Raw genomic sequence first — 5195 nt, 5'->3', positions numbered from 1 at the left:
ACAGATCCAGCCGGTCCTGCTCCTCGGCGTCGATGTTGAAGCCGATATTGGCCTTGGCCGCCTGCTTCGCCAGTTCGAGCGCGCGTGGCACGAGTTCCGCGATCACCGCGTCGCGGTGGGTGTATTCATAGCGCGGATGCAGCGCCGAAAGCTTCACCGAGATGCCGGGACTGGATCGCACGTCACCCTTGGCCTGCTTGGCGATCGCGGTGATCGCCCTGGCGTAGGCCGCGTGATAGCGAACGGCATCTGCATCGGTACGCGCCGCCTCGCCAAGCATGTCATAGGAATACGTGTAACCCTGGTTCTCGAGCTCGCGGGCATTCTTCATACCCTCCTCGATGGTCTCACCGAGCACGAACTGGCGTCCGAGGATCTTCATCGACTGACCGACCGCGGTGCGAACCAGGGGCTCGCCCATACGGCGCACCAGGCCTCGCAGCGCCCGCACCGGCCCCTTGGGATCGTCGTCCAGAACCTTGCCGGTCAGCATCAGTGCCCAGGTCGAGGCGTTGACCATCGACGATGAGGACTTGCCGAGGTGTGCGCCCCAGTCGGACGGTTCGATCTTGTCGTGGATGAGGTCGTCGATGGTTTCCGCATCGGGAACACGCAGCAGCGCCTCTGCCAGGCACATGAGGCCGACGCCCTCGGCGGTGGAGAGTCCGTATTCGGCCAGGAACGCCTCCATCATCGAAGGCGATGTTTCCTTGCGCACGCGCTCCACGTATCTGGTGCCGACGGCAGCCACCTTCCGGCGATCGTCCTCGGACAGCTTGATACGTGCGACGAGCCCGTGCAGCACCGCGGCCTCGTCGGCGGCGTAGCTGCCGCGGATGCGCGCGCGCGACTCACTTATTTCACGCTGCGGATGAAGGTTCGCCTCGTTCATGCTCAACCTCTCCTGACAGGGGCCGCGTAGACAGCTGCGTTTTGGGCTCTCTTTTCAGCGATTGATGTGCTGATATTCCCCGGCATCTGCAGTAAGGCTGCTCACCACCAGGATGGCAATGAACGAAGCGATGAATCCGGGAATGATCTCGTACACACCGGGACCACCCATGAACTCTCGGCTCCAGCCGAGTGAAATCCAGATCATGACGGTGGCGGCACCCACAAGCATGCCCGCGATGGCGCCAGTGCCGTTCGTGCGCGACCACATCAGCGACAGGATGATCAGCGGGCCGAACGCCGCACCGAAGCCTGCCCAGGCGTTACTGACCAGCGCCAGAACCTGAGAGTTCGGGTCGGACGCTATGACGGCCGCAACCAGACCAACCAGTACGACACAAATCCGGCCTACGCCCACGCGCTCCTTGTCCGTCGCCTGCTTGCGCAGGAACAGCCGATAGAAGTCCTCAGTCAGTGATGACGACGACACCAGAAGCTGGCTGGAAATGGTGCTCATGATCGCAGCGAGCAGTGCAGCGTAGAGGAAACCGGTGATCAGCGGATGAAACAGCAGTTCCGCCAGAATGATGAAGATCGTCTCGGGGTCCTGGACATCCATTCCATTACGGATCGCGTAAGCCCGACCGAATATACCCAGAGAGATCGCCCCAATCAGCGAGATGAGCATCCAACTCATGCCGATGTTACGGGCAATGGGAACATCCTTCAGCGCGCGGATGGCCATGAAGCGCACGATGATGTGCGGCTGCCCGAAATAACCCAGCCCCCAGGTAACTGCAGACAGCCAGCCGATGAAGGTCAACCCCTCCGTCCAGGATAGCAGGGTGGGATCGACTGAATTCAGGGTCTGTGAGGCCTGGGAAAAACCGCCGCCACCTTCCCCAAAGAGCACGACCGCCGGCATGATGATCAGTGCCAGCATCATGATGCAGCCCTGTACGAAGTCCGTCATGCTCACGGCCAGGAAGCCACCGACGACCGTGTACGCCAGCACCACGCCCAGGGTGATCACGATACCCACGGCGTAATCGCTCAAGCCGCCGAAGTTGAAAATTCCGGAAAACGCGGTTTCGAACAGCTTGCCGCCGGCGACCAGGCCTGACGCCGTGTAAACCACGAAAAAGACAACGATGACGATCGCCGATATCGGCCTGATCGACATTGCCCGGGTCGGGAACCGATTTGCCAGGAATTCTGGAATGGTAATCGCATTGCCATAGTGCACCGTCTGTTCGCGAAGGCGTGGTGCGACCAGCGTCCAGTTGAAGAACGCACCCACGAGCAGACCGATACCGATCCACGCCGAACCCAGACCGGATACGAACAGCGCCCCGGGCAAACCCAGCAGCAACCAACCACTCATGTCCGAAGCACCGGCCGACAGTGCCGCCACCTGTGGACTGAGGCCTCGGCCAGCCAGCATGTAATCTTCAGACGAAGCCGTCGATTTGCGCATCGCATAAAAGCCGATGGCGATCATGAGCGCAAAGTAAGCGAGAAGACTGATCCAGACACCTACAGCCATGAGAGTTCTCCAGTCGTCAGGACGGAACTACCTCTGACAGGTTAGCGCGGCATCAATGAAGGATAGGAGGTTCAACGCCACCCCTCAAGGTAAAAATGGGAGATTCAACACCTGCACGGGAGGTATCGGCGCGCCCAGGTGACGGGCGTGACGGACGCGCGCCAACAGCATGGCGCAGAGCGCCACCCTGTCCCCGAAGGACGCTGTTCACTGAAAACCAATACCCATATCACGCGTTCGTTTTCGAGTCATTTTTTTGTGCCTCGGAATCAGGCTTTCCTGGAGCTGATTTGAAATCGTCCTCCATTTTTCTTCGCGCGTAAGCGATAGCAAGCTTTACGCCCACGATCATCACGCCCGCAACGAGAATCAGGGAAAGCATCGAAGCGCGATTTCCCGTCTGAGGTGTCGCGGCCATGGCCGCAGGACTCGAAAGAGAGATACAGGCACTGATCAAAAGTGCCGCCACGTGATTCATGCAGGACCTCGTTCGTCGATATCGTCAGTTCCCGGGTCATACGACTACCCGCCTTGAAGCGAGCAGTGTCGCAGATCGTTTCCCGTGAGGGTGAGCCGGCTCGGGCGCCGCAATGAGGCTCGATTCGAGCATACGCGGATCCGCATTCCGATGAACCGCAAGCCGATGTCGATCTGGCCAGCCACCGATCGACTAGCGGGTACACACCCGTTTCACCCACACCAATGGGACCCGTCATGGACACCGCATCCATCCTCGCACGCACCGAGACCGCGCTGCGCAGCCAGCTGGAAGAGTGGGCGAACGCGGTTCGCGACAAGGACATTGAGCGATCACGGAGGAGCTGCGCGGGCACAGCTTCTCGGCCTCGGCGATCTCGGCCATCAACAAGGGCCCGGACGAGGCGCTGGCGCGCTTTGCCGCACGACAGCTGGAGGAGGGGCCTGCCCCTATCTGATCGTGGATGCCCGCCACGAGAAGATCCGCGAAGACGGGGTGATTCGCGCCCAAGCGGTGCTCATCGCCATCGTCATCAACTGGGAGGGACATCGTCAGGTACTCGCGGTCGAGCTAGCCAACCGCGAAAGTCAGAGCAGCTGGATGGACTTCCTGCTGCGGCTCAAGCAGCGCGGGCTGTCTGGCGTGGAGTTCGTCGTCTCGGACGACCACGCGGGGCTCAACAAGGCGATCTCCGAAGTGCTCAGCGAGGCGGTGTGGCAGCGCTGCTACGTCCACTTTCTGCGCAATGCGCTCGATTATCTGCCGCGCAAGGCCGACGACGAAGTATTCAAAGCTTGTCGACTGGGCCGAGTCGAACATCGGCGAGACGCTGACCTTCTACCGCCTGCCGCGCCAACATCACAAGCACATGAAGAGCACCAACATGCTCGAACGGCTCAACGAGGAGATCAAACGACGCACCCATGTCGTGCGCATCTTCCCCAATATCGAATCGCGCCTGCGCCTGATTCGCGCATTGTGCGTCGAGACGCATGAGAGCTGGCTCGAGGACAACCGTTACCTGAACATGATGCTGCTCGGCGAGCAGAAGAAGGAGGCGCTACTGCTGGCGGCATGAGCCGGCCACCGGCTTGCAGCGCCGCTTCGTGCTACGCCCTACGCGGCGCTGCAAGCCAAACGACATCAACCAGGTCGTGATCGCCCAAATTGCACAACTTGACGCACATAAATCGCGCGCGGACATCGGGAAAGCGTGACGAACCGTCCACTGCGCCCCGACCGGCCTTCCCAGGGCCTCGCCGAGCGCGCGCCCGAGCGGGGTCAATCGGTCGAGTTGCGGCGCACGCAGCGGCGGGCTCAGGCCCTGATCCTGTTGAGCAGGCCCTGCTCGATCGCCACCGTGGTCGGCAGGTTGAATCTTGCCGGCAGGCGGTTGCGCTTGAACCAGCCAAAGCTCGAGTGTTCGCGATTGAGCCGGGGGGCGAGTTCGTGCTCGACGCTGAGCACGTAATAGTGCAGCTCGCGACCGGTCGCACGCTTGTGCCCGCCCGCCGGCACCCGGCGCAGCTTGCTGAGATGCTTGGCCTTGACCCGCAGCCCGGCCTCCTCGGCGAGCTCGCGTAGCAGGGCCCGGCACGGTCCCTCGCCGCGATCGATGCGACCGCCGAAGAAGTTCCAGGCGCCCCCGTTATTGACCGCGCTCGAGCGCTTGCCGAGCAGGAACTTGTCGGTGGTGGTGCAGTGAATGATCGCCCAGGCGCCGGCCCGGTGCGATGATGATTTCAAGCGTTCGTTTGCCATCGTCGGAAGCGAAGCGTCGCGAGAAAGGAAGCGCTGTGGAAGCGGGATTAATAAAATCAGAACGAACAGCTTATAGCCGTCCCTTATTGCGCCGCTGTGACAGAGGGCGCTCTGCCAACGAATCATCACGTCGCCGGCGCAGACTTGGAATCCAAGTCACCGGGGGCGCCCCTTGGCCACGCGAAAGTGGCGGTTGCCACTGCACATTCCTGTCGCCGTCCTGTTCTCGCTGCTGATCCTCGGCGTCGGCGCGACGATCTCGCTCTACCACTTCAACGAAACGCGCCGCCTGCTCGATGGCGCGAACCATGCGTTGTTCCAGAACCTGGCGGACGACACACGCGAGGTCCTGCTCGGCGCCAACGACTCGGTACGGCGCCTCTTCATGCTGCTGTCGGCCTCCCCGCTCGCCGACGCGCGCAACGCAGCCGAGCGACTGCAGCACCTGCCGGAGATCACCGGCCTGCTCGGCGCGGCCCCGCTGATCGAATCGGTGATGGTCGGCTATGGCAACGGCGA

The 5195-nt window shown here is 61.8% G+C and carries 6 protein-coding genes and 1 pseudogene; 3 read left to right on the top strand and 4 right to left on the bottom strand.

What is annotated here, in order from left to right; genetic code table 11:
- From BB334_RS17535 to BB334_RS18165, 3 genes are all read right to left on the bottom strand, one after another.
- A partial coding sequence (locus BB334_RS17535) for a proline dehydrogenase family protein (protein WP_198531209.1) occupies positions 1 to 892 on the bottom strand: 892 nt, incomplete at its 3' end.
- Between the two features lie 54 nt (positions 893 to 946).
- Positions 947 to 2437 carry a sodium/proline symporter PutP gene (putP, locus tag BB334_RS07835; RefSeq protein ID WP_068806790.1) on the bottom strand — a complete coding sequence of 497 codons (1491 nt, stop codon included), beginning with the start codon at positions 2435 to 2437 and terminating at the stop codon, positions 947 to 949.
- Positions 2438 to 2666: 229 nt separating this feature from the next.
- Positions 2667 to 2915 carry a hypothetical protein gene (locus BB334_RS18165; RefSeq protein WP_158014381.1) on the bottom strand — a complete coding sequence of 83 codons (249 nt, stop codon included), beginning with the start codon at positions 2913 to 2915 and terminating at the stop codon, positions 2667 to 2669.
- Between the two features lie 331 nt (positions 2916 to 3246).
- On the opposite strand from BB334_RS18165, the gene BB334_RS18880 reads away from it, so the two are divergent.
- Positions 3247 to 3372, top strand: a complete 126-nt coding sequence (locus tag BB334_RS18880; protein WP_408646444.1) for a transposase — start codon at positions 3247 to 3249, stop codon at positions 3370 to 3372.
- Between the two features lie 2 nt (positions 3373 to 3374).
- Positions 3375 to 3993: pseudogene (locus BB334_RS17530) on the top strand (transposase).
- Between the two features lie 239 nt (positions 3994 to 4232).
- Here BB334_RS17530 and BB334_RS07825 read toward each other — a convergent pair.
- Positions 4233 to 4661, bottom strand: a complete 429-nt coding sequence (locus BB334_RS07825) for an NUDIX hydrolase (RefSeq protein WP_158014380.1) — start codon at positions 4659 to 4661, stop codon at positions 4233 to 4235.
- 208 nt (positions 4662 to 4869) lie between these two features.
- On the opposite strand from BB334_RS07825, the gene BB334_RS18460 reads away from it, so the two are divergent.
- The coding region (locus tag BB334_RS18460) for a hypothetical protein (RefSeq protein ID WP_198531208.1) at positions 4870 to 5195 on the top strand (326 nt) is incomplete at its 3' end.

Source organism: Thauera phenolivorans (genome assembly GCF_001696715.1).
Lineage (GTDB): Bacteria > Pseudomonadota > Gammaproteobacteria > Burkholderiales > Rhodocyclaceae > Thauera > Thauera phenolivorans.
Note: the sequence above shows the minus strand (reverse complement) of the source record. Positions and strands in the feature narration are given on the sequence as shown.

What these genes read in the sequence shown, in the direction of transcription:
- putP (WP_068806790.1), bottom strand. Translation starts at nt 2,437, where the DNA reads ATGGCTGTAGGTGTCTGGATCAGTCTTCTCGCTTACTTTGCGCTCATG.
- BB334_RS18165 (WP_158014381.1), bottom strand. Translation starts at nt 2,915, where the DNA reads ATGAATCACGTGGCGGCACTTTTGATCAGTGCCTGTATCTCTCTTTCG.